General features: G+C 36.0%; 1 protein-coding gene. It reads left to right on the plus strand.

Going from position 1 to position 1,680, the window contains the following annotated elements; translation table 11 throughout:
• The first annotated feature begins 130 nt into the window (after nt 1–130).
• Complete coding sequence (locus EDD66_RS18240; RefSeq protein WP_123611027.1) at nt 131–1,501, plus strand: ISNCY family transposase; 1,371 nt, start codon at nt 131–133, stop codon at nt 1,499–1,501.
• Nucleotides 1,502–1,680 lie beyond the last annotated feature (179 nt).

Consider the following 1,680-nt stretch of genomic DNA (forward strand, 5'->3'; position numbering starts at 1 on the left):
TCTGATTGATTTTTGATAAAGTCCTTATATACCATTTTTAATTATGTCCCATTTATATATTTATATGGTATGATAAATCCTCACTATAAGAAAGACGAGGATACTTAAAATGAGAAAGGTAATTCTGACATTGGAAGCACAGGAAAAATACGAAATAATTAAAAGATTGGTTGATGAGCACGGAAACAAAAAAGCTGCCGCTTTAAAGATTGGCTGTACATTAAGACACATTAATCGTTTGATTAAGAAATATGAGAAGGAAGGAAAAGCTGCCTTTGTCCACGGGAACACTGGCCGTAAGCCTATCCATACCCTTTCTGATCAGCAGAAAACGGACATTATAACTCTTTACAACAGCAAGTATTGGGACGCAAATTTCACTCATTGTTGTGAGCTTTTGCAGAAATATGATTCTATAGTGATATCTCCTTCTACCTTACGTAAAATACTCTATTCTGAGTTTATACTCTCTCCTCGTGCTACAAGAAAAACCAGAAAACAGATGAACAAGATATTAAAACAACTCCATAAGGGCACCAAATCCAAAAAGAAAAAGGCACAGATAGAGGCAAGTATTATCGCGATGGAGGATGCCCACTCAAGAAGACCAAGGTGCGCCTACTTTGGCGAAATGCTTCAGATGGATGCCTCTGTTCATCTATGGTTCGGTGATAAAAAAGCAAATCTCCATATTGCTATAGATGACTGCACTGGCACTATTGTTGGAGCGTATTTTGATGAGCAGGAAACTCTTAATGGATACTATAATGTACTGAATCAGGTTTTATGTAATTATGGAATTCCAAACATGCTCTACACGGATAACAGAACTGTATTTGAATACAAAAAGAAATCCAAAGCCAACATCGAGGATGATACTTTTACACAGTTCAGTTATGCATGTAAACAGTTAGGGATTGAAATAAAGACTACCAGCATTGCGCAGGCAAAAGGACGCGTGGAGAGAGCATTTCAGACTTTACAATTACGCCTGCCAGTAGAACTCCGCCTGGCAGGCATAAGCACGCTTAGTGAAGCAAACGTATTCTTAAACTCCTACATAAAAGAATACAACACTAAGTTTGCACTCCAGATTAATCATAACAAATCTGTGTTTATTCCGCAACCTGATTTTGATACCATTAATCATACTTTAGCTATCCTATCCGAAAGAACTGTTGATAATGGACACTGTATTCGTTATGACAATAAGTATTTTAAAACAGTAGATTCCAGAGGCTTACAGGTACATTATCATAAGGGTGTTAAAGGTATGGTTATCATGACTTTTAATGGCGAACTTTTATTTAGTACCCATGACAAAATATATGCATTAGACGAAATTCCTCAACACGAACAAAAATCAAAAGACTTTGATATAGATTTTACTTTAGAGAAGCCAAGAAAGCGTAATATACCAGGCATGAAACACCCGTGGCGTAGTGAAACGTTCCTAAAGCATGTCAAATACGCCTTACATCCCAGAGAACTGTCTGCTTAAGCATAAGATTTATGAAATACTGATTAAAAGCCATGCATATAGCTTATTTTGTGTACTCAAAAACCAACTTATATGATGAAAAATGTATTGAAAATACATTTTTCATAAGGAGAAAGCACCAGAAAAATCTGGTGCTAATGTTTAAAGTTTATAAGGACATTATCAAAAACCCTTGACAG

This window comes from Mobilisporobacter senegalensis, from assembly GCF_003752155.1.
GTDB classification, from domain to species: domain Bacteria; phylum Bacillota; class Clostridia; order Lachnospirales; family Lachnospiraceae; genus Mobilisporobacter; species Mobilisporobacter senegalensis.